The 21913-nt window shown below is 68.7% G+C and carries 18 protein-coding genes and 1 pseudogene; 4 read left to right on the top strand and 15 right to left on the bottom strand.

Annotated features, from left to right (window positions below):
• Nucleotides 1-25 precede the first annotated feature (25 nt).
• Together ABMA10_RS10150 and tyrS are read right to left on the bottom strand one after the other, a co-directional pair.
• Entirely contained in the window at nucleotides 26-1810 is a 1785-nt protein-coding gene (locus ABMA10_RS10150; protein WP_347868179.1) for a PQQ-binding-like beta-propeller repeat protein, read from the bottom strand.
• Nucleotides 1811-1937: 127 nt separating this feature from the next.
• Nucleotides 1938-3290, bottom strand: coding sequence for a tyrosine--tRNA ligase (gene tyrS / locus ABMA10_RS10145; protein WP_347868180.1), 1353 nt, complete (start codon nucleotides 3288-3290; stop codon nucleotides 1938-1940).
• Between the two features lie 114 nt (nucleotides 3291-3404).
• Here tyrS and ABMA10_RS10140 point away from each other — a divergent pair, with 114 nt between their 5' ends.
• The gene (locus ABMA10_RS10140) at nucleotides 3405-4034 is read left to right on the top strand and encodes a DNA-binding protein (RefSeq protein ID WP_431031470.1); all 630 of its coding nucleotides are present in this window, start codon (nucleotides 3405-3407) and stop codon (nucleotides 4032-4034) included.
• Entirely contained in the window at nucleotides 4031-4633 is a 603-nt protein-coding gene (locus tag ABMA10_RS10135; protein WP_347868182.1) for a hypothetical protein, read from the top strand. The genes ABMA10_RS10140 and ABMA10_RS10135 overlap by 4 nt, the downstream gene beginning before the upstream one ends.
• Nucleotides 4634-4671: 38 nt before the next feature.
• Here ABMA10_RS10135 and ABMA10_RS10130 read toward each other — a convergent pair whose 3' ends face one another.
• The 9 genes and pseudogenes from ABMA10_RS10130 to ABMA10_RS10090 form a co-directional block, all read right to left on the bottom strand.
• Nucleotides 4672-5298 (bottom strand): DNA-3-methyladenine glycosylase, encoded by a 627-nt coding sequence (locus tag ABMA10_RS10130; RefSeq protein ID WP_414693655.1) that lies wholly within the window; start codon nucleotides 5296-5298, stop codon nucleotides 4672-4674.
• Nucleotides 5299-5303: 5 nt separating this feature from the next.
• Entirely contained in the window at nucleotides 5304-6734 is a 1431-nt protein-coding gene (gene argH, locus ABMA10_RS10125; protein ID WP_347868183.1) for an argininosuccinate lyase, read from the bottom strand.
• A gap of 75 nt (nucleotides 6735-6809) precedes the next feature.
• Nucleotides 6810-7754 (bottom strand): ornithine carbamoyltransferase, encoded by a 945-nt coding sequence (gene argF, locus ABMA10_RS10120; RefSeq protein ID WP_347868184.1) that lies wholly within the window; start codon nucleotides 7752-7754, stop codon nucleotides 6810-6812.
• A 32-nt stretch (nucleotides 7755-7786) separates the two neighbouring features.
• A pseudogene (locus ABMA10_RS10115) lies at nucleotides 7787-8972 on the bottom strand (acetylornithine transaminase).
• Nucleotides 8969-9877 (bottom strand): acetylglutamate kinase, encoded by a 909-nt coding sequence (gene argB, locus ABMA10_RS10110; RefSeq protein WP_431031469.1) that lies wholly within the window; start codon nucleotides 9875-9877, stop codon nucleotides 8969-8971. Before argB ends, ABMA10_RS10115 begins: the two are co-directional and overlap by 4 nt.
• On the bottom strand, nucleotides 9877-11049 hold the full coding sequence (argJ, locus tag ABMA10_RS10105) for a bifunctional glutamate N-acetyltransferase/amino-acid acetyltransferase ArgJ (RefSeq protein WP_347868187.1): 1173 nt from the start codon (nucleotides 11047-11049) through the stop codon (nucleotides 9877-9879). Before argJ ends, argB begins: the two co-directional genes overlap by 1 nt.
• A complete protein-coding gene (gene argC / locus ABMA10_RS10100) occupies nucleotides 11046-12089 on the bottom strand; it encodes an N-acetyl-gamma-glutamyl-phosphate reductase (RefSeq protein ID WP_347868188.1) in 1044 nt (347 codons plus the stop codon). The genes argJ and argC overlap by 4 nt, the downstream gene beginning before the upstream one ends.
• A gap of 202 nt (nucleotides 12090-12291) precedes the next feature.
• Complete coding sequence (locus ABMA10_RS10095; RefSeq protein WP_347868189.1) at nucleotides 12292-12981, bottom strand: response regulator transcription factor; 690 nt, start codon at nucleotides 12979-12981, stop codon at nucleotides 12292-12294.
• The gene (locus ABMA10_RS10090) at nucleotides 12981-14261 is read right to left on the bottom strand and encodes a sensor histidine kinase (protein WP_431031468.1); all 1281 of its coding nucleotides are present in this window, start codon (nucleotides 14259-14261) and stop codon (nucleotides 12981-12983) included. The genes ABMA10_RS10095 and ABMA10_RS10090 overlap by 1 nt, the downstream gene beginning before the upstream one ends.
• Nucleotides 14262-14401: 140 nt before the next feature.
• Here ABMA10_RS10090 and ABMA10_RS10085 point away from each other — a divergent pair, with 140 nt between their 5' ends.
• Together ABMA10_RS10085 and ABMA10_RS10080 are read left to right on the top strand one after the other, a co-directional pair.
• Nucleotides 14402-15046, top strand: coding sequence for a hypothetical protein (locus ABMA10_RS10085; protein WP_347868191.1), 645 nt, complete (start codon nucleotides 14402-14404; stop codon nucleotides 15044-15046).
• 36 nt (nucleotides 15047-15082) lie between these two features.
• Complete coding sequence (locus ABMA10_RS10080; RefSeq protein WP_347868192.1) at nucleotides 15083-16642, top strand: helix-turn-helix domain-containing protein; 1560 nt, start codon at nucleotides 15083-15085, stop codon at nucleotides 16640-16642.
• Between the two features lie 70 nt (nucleotides 16643-16712).
• Here the strand turns inward: ABMA10_RS10080 and pheT are convergent, their stop codons facing one another.
• The 4 genes from pheT to ABMA10_RS10060 form a co-directional block, all read right to left on the bottom strand.
• On the bottom strand, nucleotides 16713-19226 hold the full coding sequence (gene pheT, locus ABMA10_RS10075) for a phenylalanine--tRNA ligase subunit beta (protein ID WP_347868193.1): 2514 nt from the start codon (nucleotides 19224-19226) through the stop codon (nucleotides 16713-16715).
• Between the two features lie 2 nt (nucleotides 19227-19228).
• Complete coding sequence (gene pheS, locus ABMA10_RS10070; protein WP_347868194.1) at nucleotides 19229-20269, bottom strand: phenylalanine--tRNA ligase subunit alpha; 1041 nt, start codon at nucleotides 20267-20269, stop codon at nucleotides 19229-19231.
• A gap of 86 nt (nucleotides 20270-20355) precedes the next feature.
• Nucleotides 20356-21255 carry an amino acid ABC transporter permease gene (locus ABMA10_RS10065; RefSeq protein WP_347868195.1) on the bottom strand — a complete coding sequence of 300 codons (900 nt, stop codon included), beginning with the start codon at nucleotides 21253-21255 and terminating at the stop codon, nucleotides 20356-20358.
• A complete protein-coding gene (locus ABMA10_RS10060) occupies nucleotides 21252-21899 on the bottom strand; it encodes an amino acid ABC transporter permease (RefSeq protein ID WP_347868196.1) in 648 nt (215 codons plus the stop codon). The genes ABMA10_RS10065 and ABMA10_RS10060 overlap by 4 nt, the downstream gene beginning before the upstream one ends.
• Nucleotides 21900-21913: the final 14 nt, after the last annotated feature.

Below are 21913 nucleotides of genomic sequence, written 5' to 3'. Positions count from 1 at the left end.
GGCGTGTCGTGCGGAAACACGCGGTTCATCGGTCCGATGGGTCGCTGACGCCCAGTACGGCGGGCTCGGTGGAACCGGCCGTCAGCACCGAGGCGACCGCGACCGGGCTGCCGCCCCACGCGGCGAATCCGTACTGGTCGCCTACAGCGGGGACGGACCAGCTGCGCTTCCCCGTCATGGCGTCGATGCCGACGAGTCGACCGTCGAGAGCGAGCACGAGCGTCTGGTCGCTGTAGCCGACCAGACTCCCCGCTGCGTCACGTTCCTCGTATCGGATCTCACCGTCGCGTGCGCTGATCCCGGTGTACCCGCCGTCGCCGTCGCCGAGCATGATCGTGTCGCCGACCGTGTACGCACCGTCCCAGGTGCTGGTGAGTCCGCCCCGCCACTCCACCTCGCCTGTAGCGGGATCGAGTCGGCGCACCTGTTCGCCCGACTGGTCGGCGACGACGAGCAGTCCGCTTCCGTCGAGGACGACAGGCAGGGTACCTGTCACCTTCCAACGCTCCGCCCCCGTGGCGGCGTCGACGCCTCGGACCGTGGTGTCGTTGCCGGAGTAGTCGATGGCGACGAGGTCGCGACCGAGCTGCTGGTAGTACCAGGAGAGGTCACCCTTCCAGTCGATCCTGGAGCCGTCGTCGAGCGAATACACCGAACCGTCGAAGAAGAGCTTGTCCCCCGCGGTCGTGGCTCGCTCCCCCGCGTCGCCCGTGACCTGCCACACCGGATCGGTCAGGTCCGTCGAGCGGTAGCGGCCGATCGTCCCGACACCGTCCGTCGTCGACGAGACCAACATCTCGCCGTCGAGCGCGGGGACGAACGCCGCCGGTGCCGCGAACTCGGGGAACCCGATCCCCTCGACACTCGAGTGCTCGGCGGACGTCGACACCACCCGTCCGTCCCGTCGACTCAGCGACACCATCAGTTCACCCTGGCTGACCACGATCGCTGCGGCGTCGGGCGGCGAGACCACCACGGGCGTGTCGAACCGGTCGAAGTCCTTCGACAACTCGGTGACGCGACGATCCCACAGTGTGTGTCCGTTCGCCGTGTTCACGAGCGAGATCATCGTCTCCCCTGGGGCGGTGTCGACGTCGGCCGACGCGAGTGGACGGTCGGTGGACCACACGAGCAGAGCCGTGCTCCGTCCGGCGGTGTAGCCGTTCAGATACAGTTCGTCGCCGGCCGGAACCTCGTCGGCGAGCGGATGCGCGAGCTCCCATTCGCCGATCACCGGTTTCGTTGGCAGGTCCCGGAGGAGCGCGAGTCCTTCGACGCGCTGTGGGACCGCGGCCGTGACGAGCAGCACGATGGTGACGACCGCGGCGATCAGGACGAGCGCAGCACCCCCGATCACGAACCACAACCGCTTCGATGGACGCCTGCGGCGCGCGGCCTGCAGGGAGTCCGGGTGCCATCGGGCCAGGTGCGGCGACGCGATCGTGGCGGCACCGACCGGCGTTCGTGCTTCTGCCGGTGGAGCAGCCGCTGCGGGTGCCGTCGCTGCAGACGGGACCTCACCCGGCTCCAGAGCAGCATCGCTCTGGTGCGCGGGTGGTGCTCCGGTGGCCACGCCCTCCGAGACCTCGACGGCCGCAGACGCCGAGACGCCCGTGCTCGCATCGGGCAGGGTGGGTTCGGGCACTCCCGGCTCGGTGTGATCGACGAGCTCGCCATCGATCTCACCGACGCCCGGCGAGATGACGACGGCGTCGGTCGGCAGCCCGTCCACACGCTCCTCCGATGGCGTCGACTCATCGGAGGCTTCGTCCGCGTGCGTCGGCGTGGGGTTCGTGTGCAGCGGGATCATGCAACCGCACGCCGGACACACGCCGTCGCGCGCGTCGACGATCTCGGTCCCGCAGGCCTCGCAGAGCTGCACTCGGAGCGTCCCCTTCAGGTTCGGTGGCCGACGACGGTGGCCCGTCGCCCGGTGGTCAGGCTGATACACCGCCGAGCACGACACCCGCGAGTGTGCGCTTGCCGCGGCGCAGGACGGCGACGTCGCCGGCGAGGAAGCGTCCGTCGAGGGTCGCGTCCACGTCGTCGATCTTCACGTTGTTCACCGAGACGCCACCCTGCGCGACAGCGCGACGCGCCTCGCCGAGGCTCGAGCACAGCTCAGTGTCCACGAGCGCCTGGAGGACGGTCGTCTCCGGTGTTCCCTGGCTTGTCGGGAGCTCCTTCACCGCAGAACGCAGGGTCTCGGCGTCGAGCGCTTCGAGGTCGCCCTGCCCGAACAGCGCTGCAGAAGCGGCGATCGCCGCGTCGGTCGCCTCGGTGCCGTGCACGAGCGAGGTGACGGCATAGGCGAGTGTCTTCTGCGCTTCGCGTCGGAACGGCTCGGCCTCGGTTGCTGCGGCCAGCCGCTCGATCTCCGATCGCTCGAAGAACGTGAAGACCTTGAGCCGGGCGACGACGTCGGCGTCGTCGGTGTTCACCCAGAACTGGTAGAACGCGTACGGGCTCGTCATGCTCGCATCGAGCCAGACGGCGTTGCCCTCGCTCTTGCCGAACTTCGTGCCGTCGGAGTTGGTGATGAGCGGTGTCCCGATGGCGTGCACCGTCTGGCGCTCGACCCGGCGGATGAGGTCCGTACCGCTCGTGAGGTTGCCCCACTGGTCGCTGCCGCCGGTCTGCAGGACGCACCCGTGGGTGCGGTAGAGCTCGAGGTAGTCCATGCCCTGCAGGATCTGGTAGCTGAATTCGGTGTAGCTGATGCCGGCGTCGGAGTTGAGACGCGCGCTGACGGCATCCTTCTTGAGCATGGTGCCGACCCGGTAGTGCTTGCCGATCTCCCGGAGGAAGTCGATCGCCGAGAGTGGCGCCGTCCAATCGAGGTTGTTCACCATGCGCGCGGCGTTGTCGCCCTCGAAGCTCAGGAAGCGTTCGATCTGGACGCGGAGGGAGTCGACCCACTCGGCGACCGTGTCGCGTGTGTTGAGCGTGCGCTCCGCGGTCGGGCGCGGGTCGCCGATGAGACCAGTGGAGCCTCCGACGAGACCGAGTGGTCGGTGCCCGGCGAGCTGCAGCCGCCGCATGACGAGGAGCTGGACGAGGTTGCCGAGGTGGAGACTCGGAGCGGTCGGGTCGAAGCCGCAGTAGTAGGTGATCGGGGGGCCTGCGAGCAGTTCCTGCAACTCCTGCTCGTCCGTCGACACGTGGACGAGCCCGCGCCAGACGAGTTCCTCCCAGACATCTGCGAAGGCGGGATCGTTGTGCTGGGCGGAAAGAGCGAGGTTCGACACGCCTGCAAGGGTATCAGCGACCCGCTCGGCGCAGCTCGTCATGGGGTTCGACACTCCGCTTCGGCTTGCAGGAATTACTAACAGTCGAGCAAGTTGTAGAAATATATGCATGTTGCCTGTACTGTGAACGCATGCCGCAACCCGAAGAGGAGCCGCGTGTACGTCCTGACCGTCGACCAGATCGCAAGCCGGTCGAACCCGGATCGAGCGGGGACGACCGTGGAAGAACTGAATCGTCGACACCACGAACGGCTCCTCCTCGCCGCAGACCGCACGGCCGGGGACGAGTTCCAACTCGCCACCGACGACGCCGCCCTGGCCCTCGGCATCGCACTCGACCTCGTCCGCGACGGTGGGTGGAGCGTCGGCCTCGGTCAAGGCGGCGTGCGGCTTCCGCTCCCCGAAGCGACGCGCGCTGCCACCGGGGAGGCGTTCTACGCCGCGCGGGACGCCGTCACCCGGGCGAAGAAGAGCGCGCTCCGCTTCGCGCTGGAATCCTCGGATCAGCAGCGCGGCGCCGACCTCGAGGCGATCGTCGTGCTGCTCCTGCATCTGCGAGAGCGACGGACGGCCGGCGGCTGGGAAGTGGCCGACCTGCTCGCGGCCGGCGCGACCCAGACCGAAGCAGCAGAACGCCTCGGACTCACCGAGAGTTCGATCAGCAGACGCGTCGCCGCCGCCGGCATCCGAGCGGAAGTCGCCGCAACCGGCGCCATCGTCCGGCTGCTGTCCGAGCTCGACGGTACCGTCGGAGTCAGCACTCCCGATCAAGAGGACGACCGATGAACATCTTCGCGACCACCGCCACCACCTGGCCGACAGTCGTCGGCTTCCTCGGCAGTGCCATCATGTTCCTGCTGCTGGGACGGATGCTCGCCACCCGTCTCGCGAATCGGCTCATGATCATGCTCACCGCGGTCATGGCGGTCGCCGCACTCGTGACCGTGTTGCAGCCGGCGATCCCGCCGAGCGGCCCCGCGCTCCTGCTCCTCGGAACGTTCGTGCTCCTCCTCGCCGTGGTCGGCGGGGGCCCCGTCGCATCCCTCGTCCTGTCGCTCGCGACCGACGGCACCGTCCCGCAGGGCGTCCACGGCGGGATCATGATCGAGCGACGACCCTCGGGCGCCTCGCCACAGGTGATCGGCCGTCCGATCGAAGTCCTCCGCGGAGGGACGACCATCGGCGTCCTCGAACGCCTCGCGCTCGTCGCCGCGCTGTACGCCGGTTACCCGGAGGCGATAGCCGTCATCGTCGCCGTCAAAGGCGTCGGTCGATTCACCGAACTCGACTCCGCGGAGGCACGCGAACGCTTCATCATCGGATCACTCGCGAGCCTGCTGTGGGCTGCCGGCGTCGCCGCGATCCTCCTCCTCGCCCGCGGCTGACCCGGCGCCGACCAGCGCCTCGCGGGCCACCGGCTGGATCAATCCACAGCTCGCGGTGACCGCTTGTAGGGCGACACCGTCGGCTCCCCCGGCACACTGAACCGCCAGGGGTACGCCGCTCCGCCACCGGGGCCACCGACCCCGGTGCGGGGTCCCGCGACCATCGCCAGCCGACGCTCCGGCAGGACGAGCTCGAACGGGTCCGCCGCGAGATCGTCACCGGACTGCGCGAGCGCGACCCCGAGAGCAACGGTGAGCCGTGCCGGCCCGCGCGCGAGATCCCGCGCTGAGACACGCTCCCCCCGACGCAGCGAGGCGAGCTCCTGGCCGGCGACGACCTCCCCTGCGCGGAGAAGCACCGCTGAGGCGGTGCCGACCGGTGAACACACGACGTTGATGCACACGTGCATCCCGTAGGTGAAATACGCGTACAGATGGCCCGGCGGACCGAACATCGGGCTCGTCCGAGGGGTCTGGCCGCGGTGCGCATGCGAGCCGGGGTCCTCTCCCACACCGAGGTACGCCTCGACCTCGGTGAGCCGCACCGAGACCGTCCCCTCCGCCGTCGTGTGCGACAGCACCGCGCCGAGGAGCGCCGGAGCGACCTCGAGCGCCGAACCGGACGTCAGCTCGCGCAGTCCACCCGGCGATGTCAAGGCGTGCAACCGTCCTAGAGCGAGAGCGCGTGCGACAGCTCGCCGACGCGTGAGACCAGGGTCACGAGCTGGTCCTGGACCCGCTCGGGAGCGGTCCCGCCGGCACCGAGACGGCTCCCGATCGACCCGTCGACCGTCAACACGCTGCGGACCTCGGGAACGAGGTGAGGCGAGACGCCCTGCAGCGCACCGTCGTCCGGTTCGTGGAGGGCGAGACCGCGCTCCTCGCAGTACCGGACCAGCTCACCGCTGATCTCGTGTGCATCGCGGAAGGCCACACCCTGCTTGACGAGCCACTCGGCCACGTCGGTTGCGAGCGAGAAACCCTCCGGCGCCAGTTCCCGCAAGCGAGCGGTGTCGAAACGGAGCGTGGCGACCATCCCAGTGAAGGCTGGGAGGAGCACCTCGAGCTGGTTCACCGAGTCGAAGACCGGTTCCTTGTCCTCCTGGAGGTCGCGGTTGTAAGCGAGAGGGAGGGCCTTGAGCGTCGCGAGCAGCCCGGTGAGGTTGCCGATCAGCCGACCGGACTTGCCACGCGCGAGCTCGGCGATGTCGGGGTTCTTCTTCTGCGGCATGATGCTCGACCCCGTCGAGTACGCGTCGTCGAGCGTGACGAATCCGAACTCCCGCGTGTTCCAGACGATGATCTCCTCGGCGAAGCGCGAGAGGTTGATCCCGATGAGCGAGGTGATGAAGGCGAACTCGGCGACGACGTCGCGACTCGCGGTCGCGTCGATCGAATTCTCCGTCGGGCGGTCGAGGCCGAGTTCGCGCGCGACGAGGACCGGGTCGAGCCCCAGCGAGCTGCCCGCGAGTGCACCAGAGCCGTACGGCGACGCGCTCGCCCGCGCGAGCCAGTCGCGGAGACGCTCGAGGTCGCGGGTGAGCGGCCACGCGTGCGCCAGGAGCTGGTGCGCGAGCAGGACCGGCTGCGCATGTTGCAGGTGCGTGCGACCGGGCATCGCCGCCTCCGGGTGCGCTTCCGCCTGAGACACGATCGCGTCGATCAGATGGATGACCTCGCGGGCGATCACACGACCGTGGTCGATCAGATAGAGCCGCACGAGGGTCGCGATCTGGTCGTTCCGGCTGCGGCCGGCGCGCAGCTTGCCGCCGAGTTCCTTGCCCGCGCGCTCCACGAGCCCGCGTTCCAGAGCCGAGTGCACGTCCTCGTCGCTCTCCGCAGCGACGAACACGCCGTCCGCGACATCGGCGTCGAGGACGTCGAGCGCTCCGAGCATGCCCTCGAGCTCGGCATCGTCGAGGTAGCCGGCCGAGGCAAGCGCCTTCGCGTGCGCCCGGGAGCCTGCGATGTCGTACGCCGCGAGCACCCAGTCGAACTGCGTGGACTTGCTGAGGCGCGCAAGTTCCGGCGACGGTCCGCTCGCGAATCGTCCACCCCAGAGGGATCCGGATTCGCCGGCTCGGTTCTGCTGATCTGCCACGATGTTCTCCTGTGCTGCTGGTGCCCGGTCACGGATGCCGGGCGGAATGGATCGGCCGGAGCCGGTGGGCGCGGCTCAGGCCGCTGACGGGGCGGAGTGCTGCTGCTCGAGCAACCACACGAGCAACGCCTTCTGCGCGTGCAGACGGTTCTCCGCCTCGTCCCAGATGATGCTCTGCTCGCCGTCGATGACCTCGCCCTCGACCTCGAAACCGCGATCGGCCGGCAGACAGTGCATGAACACGGCGTCGCTCGCGGCGAGGCCCATGAGGCGGCGGTCGACCTGGTACGCGCCGAAGATCGCGACGCGTTCGGTCTTCTCGCTCTCCTTGCCCATCGACACCCAGGTGTCGGTGATCATGACGTCGGCACCAGCCGCAGCTGCGTCGGGGTCGGTCGTGACGAGCACGGAACCCCCCGTGGTCGCGGCGATCCTGGCAGCGTCCGCCACCACTGCGGCAGCCGGTGAGAACTCCGCAGGGGCGGCGACGCGCACATGCATGCCGGCAGTCGCTCCGGCAAGGAGGTACGAGTGCGCCATGTTGCTCGCGCCGTCGCCGAAGAACGACATCGTGAGGCCGGACAACTCGCCCTTGTGCTCGCGGATCGTGAGGAGGTCCGCCAGCAACTGGCACGGGTGGAAGTCGTCGGACAGCGCATTCACGACCGGCACCGTGGTCCCGGCCGAGATCTCCTCGAGCCCCGACTGCGCATAGGTCCGCCAGACGATGGCGGCGACCTGGCGTTCCAGGACGCGAGCCGTGTCCGCCGCGGTCTCCTTGCCGCCCAACTGGCTGTTGGCCGTGGAGATGATGAGCGGGGATCCACCGAGGTCGGCGATGCCGACGGCGAAGGAGACCCTGGTCCGGGTCGAGGACTTGTCGAAGATCACGGCGACGGTCTGCGGGCCTGCGAGCGGCTTGCGCGACCAACGATCGCGCTTCAGCTCCGTTGCGAGGTCGAGGATCTGCGCCTGCTCGGCCGGGGAGAGGTCGTCGTCGCGGAGGAAGTGACGGGTCATGAGTGGTCCTGTTCGTGTGGGGTCGGCGGCCGTCAGGCCTGGACGGCGTCGAGCGCAGCCCGGAAGAGTGTGGTGAACTCCTCGATCTCGGCGTCGCCGATGATGAGGGGCGGAGCGATGCGGATGCTGGTGGCGTTGGGCGCGTTGATGATGAGGCCGCGTTCGAACGCCGCATTCGAGAGCTCCGCCGCGACCGGAGCGGTCAAGCCGATCCCGATCAGCAGACCGTGCCCGCGTACCTCCTCGATGAGCGGCGACCCGAGACCGCTGATCAGCGCACGCAGCTGTTCGCCCCGCACCGCCGCGTTCTCGACGAGCCCCGCGCGCTCGATCTCCTCGAGGACGGCGTTCGAGGTCGCCGTGGCGAGCGGGTTCCCGCCGAAAGTGCTCCCGTGGTGACCGGGGCCGAAGAGGTCGGATGCCGCACCGAAGGTCACGAGCGCACCGATCGGCATACCCCCACCGATGCCCTTCGCGACGGTGATGGCGTCCGGCACGATTCCAGACCGCTGGAACGCGAACCACTCGCCGGTGCGTCCGGCACCCGTCTGGATCTCGTCGATGATGAGGAGGACACCGTGCGCCTCGGTGAGCTCGCGGGCACGCTGGAGGTATCCCTCCGGAAGGTCCACGACACCTGCCTCGCCCTTGATGGGCTCCACGATGAGGGCCGCGACACGCTCGTCGATGGTGGCCTCGAGCGCTTCGATCGTCGTCGCGATGTGTTCCACACCTCCCGGCAGGGGCCCGAAGCCCTCCTGGAGCGACGGCTTCCCCGTGAGCGCGAGCGCGCCGAGCGTCCGTCCGTGGAAAGAGTTCTCGAGGGTGATCACCCTCGTGCGCGAACCATCCCCCCGGTTCAAGCGGGCGAGCTTGAACGCAGCCTCGTTGGCCTCGGCCCCGGAGTTCGCGAAGTACACACGCCCGTTCACCTCGGCGCCCGCCAGCCGCTTCCAGACGCTCCGCGAGCTCCAACTGCGGCGGGGACGAGAAGTAGTTCGAGACGTGCGCGAGGGTGTTCGCCTGCCTGGTGATGGCATTCACGAACGCGGGATGTGCGTGGCCGAGCGCGTTGACCGCGATCCCCGCCAGGAAGTCGAGGTACCGCGTGCCGTCTGCATCCCAGACGTGACACCCCTCGCCGCGGGTGAGCATCGCGATCGGAGTGTTGAACGTGCGCATCATGTCGCGTTCGACACGCGACTTCCAGTCGGTCATGAGTCCTCCGGGACGACCTCGGTGCCGGAACCGTTCTGGGTGAACACTTCGAGCAGGATGGAGTGGGGCACGCGTCCGTCGATGATCGCCGCCTTCGCGACACCGCCCTCGACGGCGTCGAGGCACGCGGTCATCTTCGGGATCATGCCCGATTCGAGCGACGGCAGCATGGTACGCAGCTCGGTGGTGCTGATCTGCGAGACGAGGGAGTCACGGTTCGGCCAGTCGCTGTACAGCCCCGCGACATCGGTGAGGATGACGAGTTTCTCCGCGCCGAGGGCCACGGCGAGCGCGGCGGCGGCAGCATCGGCGTTCACGTTCAGCGTCTGCCCCGGCTGGTCGAGGTCGGGAGCGATCGACGAGACCACCGGGATGTTGCCCGACTCCAGGTATGCCAGCACAGATGAGGGGTCGACGCTCACGACGTCGCCGACGAGCCCGATGTCGACGGTCTCACCGTCGACGACGATCGAACGACGGCGACCGGCGAACAGCCCGGCGTCCTCCCCGGACAGGCCTGCCGCGAGCGGACCGTGCTCGTTGATCCGACCGACGAGTTCCGGGTTCACCTGCCCGGTCAGCACCATGCGGACGACGTTCATGGCCTCGGGTGTCGTCACCCGGTACCCGCCGCGGAACTCACTGTGGATGTCGAGGCGTTCGAGCATCGCGGAGATCTGGGGTCCGCCGCCGTGGACGACGACGGGCTTCAAGCCGGCGTACCGCAGGTAGACCATGTCCTCGGCGAACGCCTGGGCCAGCTCCTCGCTGACCATGGCGTTGCCGCCGAATTTGACGACGATGATCCGATCGCGGAACGCCTTCAACCACGGGAGCGACTCGATGAGGGTCGCGGCCTTCGTCGCGGCCTCCTCGGGTGAGTTGTCTCGATACTCCGTCATCATCAGCTCGCGTAGGCGCTGTTCTCGTGCACGTAGTCGTGCGTGAGGTCGTTGGTCCAGATCGTGGCGGCGGCGTCGCCGGCGTGCAGATCGATGAGGACGTGCACCGCGCGCGGCGTCAGGTCGACGAGGTCTCGCGGCTGATCGGGCTCTCCGGCCGTGCAGACCTGGACACCGTTCATGGCGACGTCGATGCCGTAGGGGTCGAAGGCGGCCGAGGTCGTCCCGACCGCTGCGAGCACCCGACCCCAGTTCGGGTCGTTCCCGAAGATCGCGGCCTTGAACAGGTTGCTGCGTGAGACGGCACGGGCCACCTCGACGGCGTCGTCCTCGGTGAGGGAACCGACGACCTCGATCGCGACGTCGTGCGCCGCGCCCTCGGCATCGGCCTGCAGCTGCAGTGTCAGGTCACGACAGACTTCGGTGAGCGCCTCCGTGAACGTGGCGAGGTCCGGGGTGACGCCGCTCGACCCTGAGCCCAGCAGCGCCACAGTGTCGTTGGTGGACATGCAGCCGTCCGAATCGAGCCGGTCGAAGGTGACCCGGGTCGCGGCGCGGAGTGCCTCGTCGAGCTGGGCGGATTCGAGGACGGCGTCGGTCGTGATGACGACCAGCATCGTCGCGAGGCCTGGCGCGAGCATTCCCGCGCCCTTCGCCATGCCGCCGACGGTCCAGCCTTCGGCGACGCGCTGCACGGCCTGCTTCGGCTTCGTGTCGGTCGTCATGATGGCCGTCGCCGCCGACAAACCCGCGGCTTCGCTCGCGCCGTCGTCGTCGCCGACGGAACGTGTCGCGTCCCAGACGCCTGCGGTCAGCTTGTCGAGATCGAGCTGATCGCCGATGAGGCCGGTCGAGCAGACGAGCACGTCGCCCGCGGAGATCTCGAGTCGTTCGGCGACGGCCTCGGCGGTCGCGTGCGTCGTCTGGAAACCCCGTGTACCGGTGTAGCAGTTCGCACCACCGGAGTTCAGGACGATCGCTGAGACGATGCCGTCCTGCATGACCTGCTCACTCCAGAGGATGGGGTTCGCCTTGCACCGATTGCTCGTGAACACTGCGGCCGCGTTCTGCAGCGGGCCGACGTTGTGGACCACCGCGAGATCGAGTCCGCCTGACGACTTGAGACCGCAGGCGACGCCCGCCGCGAGGAATCCTGCTGCTGCTGTCACACTCACGGTGCCACTCCATTCACGCTGAGTCCGGTCGTCTCGGGGAGTCCGAGCGCGATGTTCGCCGATTGGATCGCCGCCCCGGCAGTCCCCTTCACGAGGTTGTCGACGGCGGTCACGACGACCACCCGTCCGGCCGCCTCGTCGACCGCGAGCCCGATGAGCGCGGTGTTCGCGCCGAGCACGTCGGCAGTGCGCGGGAGCGCACCCTCCGGGAGCAGGTGCACGAACGGTTCGTCGCTGTAGGCGGCGGTCCATGCTGCTCGTACCTCGGCGGCCGTCGTCCCCGGCACGATGCGCGCTGTCGACGTGGCGAGGATGCCCCGCGACATCGGGACCAGCACCGGAGTGAAGGAGATGCTGGCACGCTCGGCGCCCGCCGCGCGGAGACTCTGCGTGATCTCGGGAATGTGCCGGTGAGTCCCGCCCACCGCGTACGGGTTGGCCGACCCGAGGATCTCGCTCGCCAGCAGGTTCAGCTTGAGGCTCTTGCCTGCGCCCGACGGCCCGACCGCCAGGACCGAGACCAGGTCGAGTGGCTCGATGACGCCTGCCGCGATCCCGGGCGCGAGGGAGAGCGCCACCGTGCTCGCGTTGCAGCCCGGCGCAGCGATCCGCTTCGCGCCGACGAGTGCGTCGCGACCACGACCGGTCGTGGTCTGCAGTTCGGGGACTCCATACGCCCAGGCTCCGAAGTAGTCGCCGCCGTAGAACGCGGCCCAGTCCGCTTCGTCCACGAGCCGGTGGTCCGCACCGCAGTCGACCACGAGTGTGTCCGGCGGGAGCGCCGCCGTCATCTCGCCGGACTTGCCGTGCGGGAGGGCGAGGAAGACGATGTCGTGGCCGGCGAGCACCTCGGGCGTCGTCGCGTCGAGCACGAGGTGACGCAGCGAACGCAGGTGCGGCTGGTGATCGATCAGCGGCTGTCCGGCGTTGGCGTGCGCCGTCACGGTCGTGATGTCGAATTCGGGGTGATCGGCGAGCAGCCGCAGCAGCTCGCCTCCTGCGTAACCGGATGCGCCGGCTACCGCTACAGAGAAGGACATGGCTCTACCTTATTGAGTGGACGCGTGAGGGACTTCAGACGGCGACTCCCGGATCAGCTGCACCGTCGTGTCGAGGGTGCTGCATCGGGGTCGCCTATCGTCGCTCTGCGGTAGCGCGTGCTGACACAGGACGGCGGAGGGCGCGGAGCGTGATCGCCCGCGAAGAACCCTGTGCCTGGAAACGTGCCATGTCGAGAGCGTACTACGGCGACGAGGATGCTGGCGAATCCGCGCCGAGCCCCGCCCGTTCGGCGATGAGCGCGGCCTGGACGCGAGAGCGCGCGTCCAGTTTGAGGAGGATCCGCGACACGTGCGTCCTGGCGGTCGCCTCCGACAGGCCGAGCGCCGTCGCGATCCCGGCGTTGCTGCGACCGGCACCGAGCTGGGCGAGCACGTCGAGCTCGCGGGGAGTCAAGGAGGCGAGGCCGGGATGCGGCGGCTCCGGTGCTCGGACGACGGCGGGGCGTGAGGCCGCAAGGCGCTCGAGGACGCGGCGGGTGACCTCCGGCGCGAGGACCGCCTCGCCGGCGTGCACACGGCGGATGGCGTCCACGAGCGCCGCGGCGGAGATGGTCTTCACGAGGAAGGCACTCGCACCGGCGGCGAGCGCATCGTCGACGTAGCGGTCGATGGAGAAGGTCGTGAGGACGATGATCTCCGGCGACGGCGACGTCGCCGCGAGGATGGCCGGGATCGCGTCGATGCCCGAGGCCCGCGGCATCTGCACGTCCAACAACACGACGTCCGGTCGGCGCAGCGCGGTCTCGATGACCACGGACTCGCCGTCCGCCGCTTCACCGACGACCACGATGTCGGCGGGTTCCTCGAGCAGCGCTCGGAGCCCGGCTCGGACGGCTGCGTGGTCGTCGGCGATCAACACGGCGATGCTCATCAGATGCTCCTTGTCCGGGCGATTGCGGCTGCTGGTCGAGGAGGCTCGGATGGAACGAGCAACGAGGTCCGCCAGACGACGCCGTCGGAGCCCGATGCGAGCCGACCGCCCACCAATCGTGCGCGTTCCGCGAGTCCCACCAGTCCGACCCCGCCGGAGCCGGGCACCGCGGGAGGCGCCGGAGACTCCTGCACCGGGTTGACCACGGCGACAGTCAGATGGCCGCCGGTGACGGCGATGTCGACCTCGACGCTCGAGGCAGGAGCGTGCTTCGCAGCATTGGTCAGACCCTCGACGAGCGTTCGCAGGGCGACCACGGAGACCTGCGCGGGGACGTCGGCGAGCACGTCGGACGTCGGAGCGCGGAGGACGACCCGGAGTCCGTTCGCCTCAGCCACCTGGACGGCGCGGCCGATCTCCTCGGCCGTCAACCGGCTCGGGGCTTCCGCGACGCCTGCGAGGAGGGGGTCCCCGCGGAGCACGTCGATCATGGTCCGCATGTCGGCGAGCGCATCGAGGCTGCTCCCCCGGACCAGTTCGAGCGTGCGTCGCAGCGGTGCGGCGTCGTCCGAGTCCCGGCGCTCGAGCGCGGCGGTGGACTGCATGGCGATCGCCGACAGGTGACCTGCGATGACATCGTGCAGCTCGCGGCTGAGTTCGAGTCGTTCGCGGGTCACGGCGTCCTGACGGAGTGCTGCGGCCGCACGTTCGACAGTGTCCGCGCGGTCGCGTTCGCGCTGCGCCTCGAGTCTCGGGTTTCGCACCAGTCTGCCGAACCAGATCGAGCTCGCGAAGAGCACCGGAACGGTGATGAGCCATCCGAACATGAACCCGCCGCCGGTGCCGGCGACCGCGACGATGTTCCCCGTCGCCCAGACGACGGCGAGGAACCCGGCGGCACCGACGGCGAGCGCCGTGCAGGCGAACGCGACGGCGTCGACGATGCGCGAGCCCGAGTACAGGGCTGCGGCGTACGCCAGGTCCGACACCACGATGAGGACGCCGACGCCGCCGTACCCGGTGACCAGGGCCTCGGTGAGCGCGAGCAGGACCCCGAGCGCGAACATGGTCAGCGGTCTGCGTCGACGGAACAGGTGGATGATGAGCGCACCGACGAGGAAGGCGAGGGTCACGCCGATCCCGGGGCGGACGGCTTCGAGGTTCCATGGGAGTGAGAACCCGATGAGTACGCAGACGACCCCGATCGCCGCGCACAGCGCGGTGACGAGTGGACCACGGTGGTGTCCTACCCACGCGCGCGGGCCGTCGTGTGCAGTCATGCCCCCATCTCACCAGCTCGCGGCGCTCGACGCGAGCGCCGGACGGGGGACGAGGTGTACGCAGTTCCGCTGACGGGTGCCGCGGGAAGATCAGCGACTCGGTCGATGTGCAGGCTCCCCGGTTCCTGGATCATCGAAGTATGGACAGCTTCACGGAACTCTTCGGTACCAGCCCGCTCATCTGGGCCATCCTCGGCGCAGAAGCCGCATTCTGGATCCTGCTGTTCGGTGGTCTCGCCGTCCGCTACCTCCTGCGGCAGCGATGCCTCAGCACGATCATGCTCATCGGTGTACCGGTGGTGGACCTCCTCCTCCTGATCCTGACCGCCGTCGACCTCGCCGGTGGCGAGAAGCCGAACCTGACGCACACACTGGCGACCATCTACCTCGGCTTCACGGTCGCGTTCGGGCACTCGCTCATCGCCAAGGCCGATGCCTGGTTCTCACACCGGTTCGCGGGTGGGCCGGCGCCCGTGAAGCGCCCCAAGTCCGGCCCCGAGCACGTCCGTGCGGCGTGGCTCGAGTGGCGACGGGTCGTCGTCGCCGTCGCGATCGCGGTCGGCGGCCTCCTCGCGATGCAGGCGATGGTGGGATGGGCAGTACCGACGTCCTTCGCGCAGGCGAACGAGGACGTCGTGTGGAGCATGATGATCCGCCTCGCGATGATCGCAGGTATCTGGCTCGTGGCCGGCCCGGTGTATGCCACGTTCTTCAAGGCCAGCCCGCCTGCTGACACCACGGAGCGGGTTTCTGACTCGATTCAGACGCATGAAGCCCGTCCATAGGGAGGCGCTATCTCATATCTGAGATAGAGTGACGTCATGGTAGACACTTCGACGTTCGAACGAACAGATCCCGCAGCTCCGCTGCGTCAGGTCGGCGCACTCATCCGCGGCGCACGACAAGGACGCAAACTCACCCAAGCGCAGCTCGCTGAACGCGTCGGCACCAGCCAGAGCGCGATCAACCGCATCGAGCAGGGCAGCCAGAACATCAGCATCGACCTCCTCAGCCGCATCAGCACGGCTCTCGACAGCGAGATCGTCAGTTTCGGTGAACAGAAGAAGAACTCCCACCTCCGGGTACAGGGCGGTCGGAAGCTCCACGGCAGCATCGCGGTGCGCTCGAGCAAGAACGCCTCCGTCGCACTGCTGTGCGCGGCACTCATGAACCGCGGCCGCACGACCCTCCACGGCATCGCCCGCATCGTCGAGGTGGACCGCATCATCGACGTCCTGCGCAGCCTCGGGGTGTCCGTCGTGTGGTCGGCCGACGGTCAGGACGTCGAGATCCACGTGCCCGCAGACCTCTCGCTCGACAGCATCGACGAGGACGCCGGCCGACGTACTCGCAGTGTGCTGATGTTCCTCGGCCCGCTCCTCGGCCGCTATGACAGCTTCTCGCTGCCGTACGCCGGTGGCTGCGACCTCGGCACGCGCACCGTCGAACCGCACCTCATCGCCCTCCGTCCGTTCGGGCTCTCGATCGAGGCGACCGCCGGTTGGTACCAGGCGACCGTCTCCCCCGACGTACCGTCCGAATTGAGCGTCGTGCTCACCGAGCGAGGCGACACCGTGACCGAGAACGCGATCATGGCCGCCGCCGTGCGCGACGGCGTCACCGTCATCCGGAACGCCAGCCCGAACTACATGGTCCAGGACCTCTGCTTCTACCTCGAACTCCTCGGCATCCGCATCGAGGGCATCGGCAGCACGACGCTTCGGATCACGGGACGGAGCGTCATCGACGAGGACGTGGACTACTGGCCGAGTGAGGACCCGGTGGAGGCGATGAGTCTCCTGACAGCGGGAATCGTCACGGACTCCGAGATCACCGTCACGCGCGTGCCGATCGAGTTCATGGAGATCGAGCTCGCGACCCTCAGCGAGATGGGGCTGCGCCACACCCGCTCCCCCGAGTACGCCGCGGCCAACGGCCGGACGAGACTCGTCGACGTGACCGTGCACCCGTCGAAGCTGCACGCCCCGATCGACAAGATCCACCCGATGCCGTTCCCCGGGCTGAACATCGACAACCTGCCGTTCTTCGCCGTCATCGCGGCGTGCGCCGAAGGCGACACCCTCATCCACGACTGGGTCTACGAGGGTCGCGCGATCCACCTCACGGACCTCACCCGTCTCGGGGCGAACGTCCGCCTCCGCGACCCGCACCGCATCGACGTCTCAGGCCCGACCCACTGGTCGGGCGCTGAGGTCAGCTGTCCCCCGGCGCTTCGGCCGGCCGTCGTCATCCTCCTCGCGATGCTCGCCGCGAAGGGCACGAGCGAGCTGCGCAACGTCGACATCATCGCCCGCGGCTACGAGCAGCTGCAGGAACGACTCATCTCGCTGGGAGCGTCGATCGAGACCTTCCGCGACTGACCGGACGACAGACGGCTGCGGCCCCGCTGATCATCGATCCTCGGGGCCGCAGCCGTCTGCGATGCGCAAGTCAGTCGCGGATGCCCGCTCCGAAGCGCTCGGCGGCGACTGCCGCACCGGCGAGCTTCGCGTCACTCGCCTCAGCCGCTGTCAGCGTGCGGTCCGATGCCCGGAACCGCAGCGCGAAGGTCAGGCTCTTGCCGCCCTCCGGAACACCCTGTCCGCGGTAGTCGTCGACCAGGCGGATCTGCTCCAGGAGTTCCCCGGCACCGTCGCGGACAGCTGCCAGGACATCGCCCGCCGAAACGGTCAACGGGACCAGCAGGGACAGGTCCTGCGTCGCGGCCGGGAACGTCCCGATGCCGACGGCCTCCGGCAGCACGTCGCCCAGGGCGATGAGCGCACCGAGATCGACCTCTGCGACCGCGACGACGCGCGGCAGGTTGGCCTCCTCGGCGACCGCCGGGTGCAACTCACCCGCATAGCCGACGAGGACGTCGCCGACGCGCAGGGCGGCGGCGCGGCCAGGATGCAGGGCCTGGTGAGCGCCTTGCGACACTGTGATCTCGACCCCGGTGGCTGCGGCGATCGCCTGGACGGCCTCGAGGGCATCAGCGATGCCCGCGGCGACGGCCGGCTGACCGGGCTGCTTGGCGACGGTGTTGCCCACCGCGAGGAAGCTGATGTACTGCGGTTGCGCGGGCACACCGGCTTCGAGCTCCTCAAGCTGCTCGTCACTCGGACGAGCCCCACCCGCGGGCAGCTCGGCCTGGCCGAACGCACCGTGGCGGGAGGGACGGAACACCGAACCGAGCTCGAAGATGGAGAGGTCCGTCAGTCCGCGCGAGACGTTGCGGTGCGCGACGCCGAGGAGGCCCGGCAGCAACGATGTGCGCAGGAACGCCGCCTTCGCGTCGAGCGGGTTCGCGAGCTTGACCGCTGGGACGTCGCCAGGCTGTGGTGCGCCGAAGAGCGCGTTGTCCGCTGCGGACACGAACGGGTACGAGAGGACCTCGGTCGACCCGGCGTAGGCCAGGGCGTCGGAGGCACCGCGCCGGAGCCGCTGCGAGCGGGTGAGGCCGCGTCCTGGCGGGGCGACCGGAAGCACGGACGGGATACGGTCGTACCCGAGGATCCGGGCGACCTCTTCCGCGAGGTCCTCCTTGCCGGTGACGTCGTGGCGCCAGGTCGGCGGCGTGACGAGCAGACCGTCCTCCGTGTCCGAGATGCTCGCGCCGATCTCGGCGAGCGCGGACCGGGTCTCCTCCTCGCCGAACTCCACGCCGACGAGGCCGGTGATGTAGCCGTCCGGGAGCAGGATCGCCTCGCGGTCGGGCGCGTCGGAGAAGGTCGAACCGAGGGCGTCCGCCGTGCCGCCCGCGAGGTCGACGAGCAGCTGCGCCACCCGCCCCGCGGCAGCGACGGCGACCTGCGGGTCGACACCGCGTTCGAAGCGCTTGGAGGCCTCGCTCGACAGCTTGTGCCGGCGGGCGCTGCGGGCGATGGACACCTGGTCGAAGTTCGCCGCCTCGATGAGGACGTTGCGGGTCGTGTCGGTGATCTCGGTGTCGAGACCGCCCATGACGCCCGCGAGCCCGATGGGACCCGAGTCGTCGGTGATGAGGAGGTCTTCGCCGTGGAGCGTGCGCCGCTGGCCGTCGAGAGTCACGAAGGTCTCGCCGTGCGTCGCGCGGCGGACCGAGATGCCGCCGGAGAGTTTGTCGAGGTCGTAGCCGTGCAGCGGCTGCCCGAGTTCGAGCATGACGTAGTTCGTGATGTCGACCACGAGCGACAGCGAGCGGATGCCGGCGAGCTTCAGACGCGAGACCATCCACGGCGGCGTCGGGCGGGTCGGGTCGACATCGCGCACGACCCGGGTGACGAACACGCTCGAGCCGACGCGGCCGCGGATCGGTGCCGCATCGTCGATCGACACGGAGAAGCCCTCGAGCGCACCGGTGTACGACTCGGGAACGCTCGCCGCAGGATCGCGGAACACGGCCCCGGTGGCGTGGGAGTACTCACGGGCCACGCCACGGATCGAGAACGCGTACCCGCGGTCGGGAGTGACGTTCAGCTCGACCGCCGCGTCGTCGAGACCGAGCAGCGCGATCGCGTCGGTGCCCACGGGGGCCTCGACGCCGATCGTCGACAGACGCAGGATGCCGTCGTGGTCCTCCCCCAGGCCGAGCTCGCGCGCGGAGGCGATCATGCCGTCCGAGACATGCCCGTAGGTTTTGCGTGCGGCGATCGGGAACGGTCCGGGCAGCACGGCTCCCGGGAGGGTGACGACGACCTGGTCGCCGACGAAGAAGTTGCCCGCACCGCAGACGATGCCGCGGATGGCGTCGTCTCCGTCGCCTTCGGCCACGCGGACCTGACACCAGCGGATGGTCTTGCCGTTGGACTGCGGCTCCTCGACGAACTCGAGGACCTCGCCGACCACGATCGGCCCGGTCAGCTCGAAGGTGTGGATGTCCTCCTCCTCGAGGCCCACACGCACGAGCGCAGCGTGGACGTCGTCGGGGGTGGTCCCCGGGGCGAGTTCGACGAACTCCCCGAGCCAGCTCAATGGAACACGCACGACTACACCACCATCCCGAACTGCTGGGAGAAGCGGACGTCGCCCTCCACCATCTCTCTCATGTCCTGCACGCCGTCGCGCAGCATCAACCCACGCTCGACGCCCATGCCGAAAGCGAAGCCCGAGTAGACGTCCGGGTCGATGCCGGCCGAACGCAGCACGTTCGGGTTGATCATGCCGCAGCCACCCCACTCGATCCAGCGCGGCCCGTCCTTGAAGGTCGGGTGCCAGAAGTCGAGCTCGGCGCTCGGCTCGGTGAAGGGGAAATAGCTGGGACGCAGACGCACCTTGGCGTCATCGCCGAAGACGCTCTTCACGAAGTGGTCGAGCGTTCCGCGCAGGTGGGCCATCGTCAGGCCCTTGTCGACCGCGAGGCCCTCGAACTGCATGAAGACCGGCGTGTGCGTCGCGTCGAGCTCGTCGGTCCGGTAGACCCGGCCCGGCGCGAGCACGTACACCGGCAGCTCACGTCCGAGCAGCGACCGCACCTGCACTGGCGAAGTGTGGGTGCGCAGCACGAGGTGCGATTCGAGCGGCTCGACGAAGAAGGTGTCCTGCATCGCCCGCGCCGGGTGGTCAGCGTCGAAGTTCAACGCGTCGAAGTTGAACCACTCGCTCTCGACCTCGGGGCCTTCGGCGATCTCCCACCCCATGCCGACGAAGATGTCGGACACACGGTCCTGGAGCAGGGTGAGCGGGTGCCTCGCGCCGACGGTTCGGCGCAACGGCACAGCGGTGACATCGACGGCCTCAGCCGCGAGACGTGCCTCCGTCTCCGCGGCGACGATCTCCGTCTCGCGGGCCGCGATGGCCTGCGTGACTCGGCCACGAGCCTGACCGACCAGCTTGCCGAGTGCGGCCTTCTGGTCGTTCGGCACGCTGCGGAGCGATCCGTTGAGGGCGGCGAGAGCTGAAGCCTCACCGGCGTGGGCTGATCGGACCGCTTTGAGGGCGGCCGAGTCGGTGGCTGTGGCGAGGGCCGCAAGGGCTGCCTCGACCGCAGCGTTCACCGCTGATTCGGAGATTGGGGATGCGTCGGACACGAGAGCCAAGTCTACCCAGGCACTCGCCACCCGGGGCGACCCCTCGGCCGCCCCGGAGGGAGTGTTTCTCGCAGGGCGTCCGCTCGTCAGAGCGTCTGGCGCCCCGACTGGTCGCCGAACTGGACACCGAGCAGCTGGGTCGTCGTCACCTCAGGCGCGACCTCCTCCTTGGGAGAGCGCGGTGAACGGCGCGTCCGGACTTCGACGATCTTCGCCACGCCGGAGAGGATCAGGCAGAGCACGATGTAGATCGATCCCATGACGATGATCGACGGGATGATGGGGCTGCCGTACAGTGCCTGCGAACCGAACTGCTTCGCGAGGTACAAGAGCTCCTGGTAGGTGATCAGGAAGCCGAGCGCGGTGTCCTTCAGCGCGACGACGAGCTGCGCGATGATGACGGGCAGCATCGCACGGATCGCCTGCGGGAAGAGGATCAATCGCATGACGCCGGACTTCCGGAGACCGATCGCGTATGCAGCCTCACCCTGGCCCTTCGGCAGCGACTCGATGCCGGCCCTGAAGATCTCCGAGAACACCGCACCGTTGTAGAGCGTCAGCGCGACGACGACCGAGACGAACGGGGTCACGAACGTCAGGCCGAGAGGCGGTAGGCCGTAGTACATGAGCATCATGAGGATGAGCACCGGCACGGCACGGAAGAACTCGATGAAGATCGTGACCGGCACGCTGATGATCCGGTGATCGGAGAGACGTCCGATGGCGAGCAGTAGTCCGAGGATGATGCTGCACGCCGCCGCGACCGCAAACGCGGAGAGCGTCGCGCCGGTCGCTTGCAGGATCTGCTCCCAGACGCGCGGGAACGTGTACAGCTTCCACTTGGACTCGGTGAACTGCCCGGTCTCGATGAAGCGGAAGACGATGAACGCGAGCGCGGCAGCGACGATCAGGATGGTGGCCGCACCGATCCAGCGGTATCGGACGATGGCCTTCGGGCCCGGGGTGTCGAACAGGACGGAGCTCATCGCGCGATCCTCCACTTCTTCTCGAAGGCCCGTTGGGCGAGGGACAGCAAGGACACCAGGGCGACGAAGATCAACGCCACCCAGAGCAGACCGATGAGGAGCGGCTCACCACGCTCCGAGAGGTTCGCGCGAATGGCGCCGGCCTCCGCCACCGAGAAGCCGGCGGCGACGGTGGTGTTCTTCAGGAGGGCGATGAGGACGCTGAAGAGGGGCGGGAGCACGGCTCGGAACGCCTGAGGCAGGATGACGAGCGTCATCGTCTGACCGAACGGGAGCCCGATCGCACGGGCCGCCTCGGCCTGACCGATGGGTACGGTGTTCACCCCGGAACGCAGCACCTCCGCGATATAGGTCGCCGTGTAGAGACTGAGGCCGATGATGGCGAGGGTCGTGTAGCTGACCTCGGGAAGACCGAGTTTCGGATACCCGAACGCGAAGAAGAAGAGGATGAGTGTCAGTGGCGTGTTGCGGACCGTGTTGACGTACAGGGTGCCGAACACGCGCATGGCCGGCACGGGCGAGACCCGCATGGCGCCGACGATGGTGCCGAGGATCAGCGCGAAGAAGCCCGACACCACGAACAGGAGCAGAGTGTTGCGGAAGCCGATCACGAAGAGATCGAGGTTGTCGAGCAGGACGTTCATGCCGAGCGCGCCTT

It is taken from the genome of Plantibacter sp. RU18 (assembly GCF_050613355.1).
In the GTDB taxonomy this organism is placed as follows: domain Bacteria; phylum Actinomycetota; class Actinomycetes; order Actinomycetales; family Microbacteriaceae; genus Plantibacter.
This window is presented reverse-complemented; position numbering and strand designations above follow the sequence as displayed.